This window comes from Nonomuraea rhizosphaerae, assembly GCF_019396405.1.
GTDB lineage: Bacteria > Actinomycetota > Actinomycetes > Streptosporangiales > Streptosporangiaceae > Nonomuraea > Nonomuraea rhizosphaerae.
Genome location: NZ_JAHKRL010000229.1, coordinates 1 through 2790, shown reverse-complemented (window position 1 = coordinate 2790; position 2790 = coordinate 1). Strand labels below are relative to the sequence as shown.

The following is a 2790-nucleotide window of genomic DNA, read 5'->3' as shown; positions in this document are numbered from 1 at the left end:
CTAACAACGCGCACGACCCGCGTCAAGGCCTCAGGGGGCCCGCCGCGGGCCGGACGGGAACAGCCCGCGGCGGACCGGTGTCAGGACTGCGGCTGCTCGGCGTGGGCGGCCCGCTCGTCCGGCACGCAGTGGGTCATCTGCAGCCCGCCGACGTCGCGGAAGCCGTTGCCGCCGAGGTTGGTCAGGCGGTCGCGGTCCTCCTTGGTCAGCTCCTGGCCGTCGAGCGGCGCCAGGTGCGCCACGTCCTCGGGAGTGATGCCCAGCTCGCCGCCGACGCGCAGGCCCAGGTCGTCCTCGACCAGCAGGAAGTGCCACACCATGCGCTCGGCGACGCGCCGGTCGCACTGCTTGAGGTTGGCGGCGAGGTTGTGCACCAGGTCGTCCTTCTCCCACTCGTCCATGAGCAGGTAGCGCTGCCCGGCCTGGAGGTAGTCGTTGGTCCTCGGCAGGCGCGCGCGGGTGAGCCGCCCGGAGATGACCGGGCCCTGCTCGTCCACGCCGGGGCCGTCGGCCTCGCGCAGCCCGTCGAGCAGCGACGGCTCGTAGTTGACGTGCGGCGACTCGCCGGCGGTGTCGACGAAGTACGTCATCTGCCCGTCGCGCTGGTTGGTGCGGATGTCGGCGTTCTTCGCCTGGTTGACCGGGAGCTGCAGGTAGTTCGGGCCGACCCGGTAGCGCTGGGTGTCGCTGTAGGAGAACGTCCGGCCGACGAGCATCTTGTCGTCGGAGAAGTCCAGTCCGTCCACCAGGACACCGGTGCCGAAGGAGATCTGCTCGTTCTCCGCGAAGTTGTTCTCCACGTTGGCGTTGAGCACCAGCCTGCCCACCGGCCGGGCCGGGAACTCGTTCTCCGGCCACACCTTGGTGTCGTCCAGCGGGTCGAACTCCAGCTCGGGGTGCTCGTCGTCGCTCATCACCTGTACGAGCAGCTCCCACTCGGGGTGGTCGCCGCGGTCGATCGCCTCGCGCAGGTCCCTGGTGGCGTGCCCGAGGTCGCCGGCCTGGACGACGGCCGCGTCCGCCTCGGTCATGCTGCGTACGCCCTGCTTGGGCATCCAGTGGTACTTGACCAGGACGGTCTCGCCCTGCTCGTTGACCCATTTGTAGGCATTGACCCCGAACCCTTGCATGTGGCGGTAGTCGGCGGGGATGCCGCGCGGGCTGAACAGGTTGACCAGCATGTGCATGCACTCAGGCGTCTGCGACATGAAGTCGAAGATCCGGTTGGGGTCCTGGCGGAAGGTCACCGGGTCCGGCTTGAGCGCGTGGATCACGTCCGGGAACTTGATCGCGTCGCGGATGAAGAACACCGCCAGGTTGTTGCCGACCAGGTCCCAGTTGCCGTCCTCGGTGTAGAACTTGATCGCGAACCCGCGCGGGTCCCTCGCCGTCTCGGCCGAGTCGCGGCCGCCGATGACGGTGGAGAACCGCAGCGCCACGTCGGTCCGCCGGCCGGCCTCCTGGAACAGCTTCGCCCTGGTGTACCTGCTGATCGGCTCGTCGCCGATCTTGCCGTACGCCTCGAAGTAGCCGTACGCGGTCGCGCCACGGGCGTGCACCACCCGCTCGGGGATGCGCTCCCGGTCGAAGTGGCTGATCTTCTCCAGGAACTGGTAGTTCTCCAGCGTCGCGGGACCGCGCGGGCCGACGGTGCGCTGGTTCTGGTTGTCGTGGACCGGATGCCCCTGCCGGTTCGTCAGAACCGCCCGCCGGTCGCCGGGGCCGGAAGCCTCTGTCATGTCACGTTCCTCTCTTCGATGAGGCTCTTCCCTCCTTGCTTCCACCTCCCGGCAGGTCACAGGCAAAGACTCGCCCTCTCTGCCCCCGGGGCGGCGAACGGGGCCTTCCGCCCGCGCGCCGCGGCCATTGTCGACATAAGGTGATCTCTGCCACATTGGTGCGAACACTCACAGCTGACCCAGCAGACACCTTGTCCCCGAACCACGAGTCAGGTCTTCACGAGTGCGGGGTCGGAAGACCCCTCTGGAGGGAGCCGCGCCATGGCCCACCAAAAGCCGGCCCGGGGAGGCCGGCGCTTCGTGCCGTCGGTGCCCCACCACCAGGTGATCGAGCGGATCTGCACACCTCTGTCCCCCGACGAGGCCCACCTCCAGACGGTGCCGCTGCCGCTGGGCGGGGTACGCGTGTGGACGGACCTGGCCGGTCGCGGCGGCAAGGGGCCGTCCTGGGTGGTGCACCAGCGCATGGCCCGGCAGGTGGCGCGGGTCGGCTGGCGCGCCGAGGCCACCGCCGAGCGGGTGCTGGTTCTCGGGTGGAGCCCGGCCAGCCTGAAGCATCGCGCGCGCCTGCTGCAGAACGCGTTGTCCGGGCGGCTGGCCGACTACCGGCAGAGCGCCGAGTACGCCGTCTCCACGGCGGTGCGGCTGCACGAGGAGCGGCCGGACGGCGAGGCCGCCCGGTCCGAGATCGTCGCCGCCACGTGCGAGGAGCTGAACGCGCTGCTGCTGTGGCCGCAGCGCCTGGCCGAGCTGGACGGCCTGGAGCGCACCTCCAGGTCGCGCCGGCTGCAACTGCTGATCGCGCAGGTGGCCGGGCTGGAGGCCAAGGTGCGCCGGGCCTGCTCCGAGCACCAGTTGCTGGCCCGTACGCTGGCCGGCTGGACCAGCGACCACCTGGCCGACGTCGACGCCGAGCAGGCCCGGCAGCAGACGCTGGAGGAGGCCACGCCCTGGCTGCGCGCCCTGACCGGGCTGGCCAACAGGCCGGCGTCGGGGCTGTCCGAGCGGGTCGCCGCGAGCGTCACCAACGGCGCCGTCCTGCTGTGACGCC

2 protein-coding genes are annotated in these 2790 nt (G+C 70.5%); one reads left to right on the top strand and one right to left on the bottom strand.

Annotated features, from left to right (window positions below; all coding sequences use genetic code 11):
- Positions 1-80: 80 nt before the first annotated feature.
- Positions 81-1739 (bottom strand): catalase, encoded by a 1659-nt coding sequence (locus KME77_RS11455; RefSeq protein WP_219465577.1) that lies wholly within the window; start codon positions 1737-1739, stop codon positions 81-83.
- A 261-nt stretch (positions 1740-2000) separates the two neighbouring features.
- On the opposite strand from KME77_RS11455, the gene KME77_RS11450 reads away from it, so the two are divergent.
- Positions 2001-2786 carry a hypothetical protein gene (locus KME77_RS11450; RefSeq protein WP_219465575.1) on the top strand — a complete coding sequence of 262 codons (786 nt, stop codon included), beginning with the start codon at positions 2001-2003 and terminating at the stop codon, positions 2784-2786.
- Positions 2787-2790 lie beyond the last annotated feature (4 nt).